We start from the raw sequence: 229 nt of genomic DNA, 5'->3' as shown, positions 1-229 counted from the left end.
CACCCAATGACGTTTTTCCACGTAATCTTCTATCCTTTGATTTGGCTGTTTGACTGGACAGCTAAGATCATTACCAAGCTGCTTGGTTTCTCAGTCAACCCAGACGAAGATATCTATACCCAAAACGAAATCGTCACCTTATCACAGGAATCCGAACGTGCTGGTGAGATGGATAAAGAAGACGTCGTATTTATGGAACGCGCCTTTCGAATGAACGACAAGGTTGCTG

General features: G+C 44.1%; 1 protein-coding gene. It reads left to right on the top strand.

Going from position 1 to position 229, the window contains the following annotated elements; genetic code table 11:
• Nucleotides 1–229 (top strand): CNNM domain-containing protein (locus LI126_RS15270; protein WP_227165757.1); only part of this gene is annotated, 229 nt, incomplete at both ends.

Source organism: Mediterraneibacter sp. 210702-DFI.5.30 (assembly GCF_020560115.1).
Classification (GTDB): domain Bacteria; phylum Bacillota; class Clostridia; order Lachnospirales; family Lachnospiraceae; genus Mediterraneibacter; species Mediterraneibacter faecis.
This window is presented reverse-complemented; position numbering and strand designations above follow the sequence as displayed.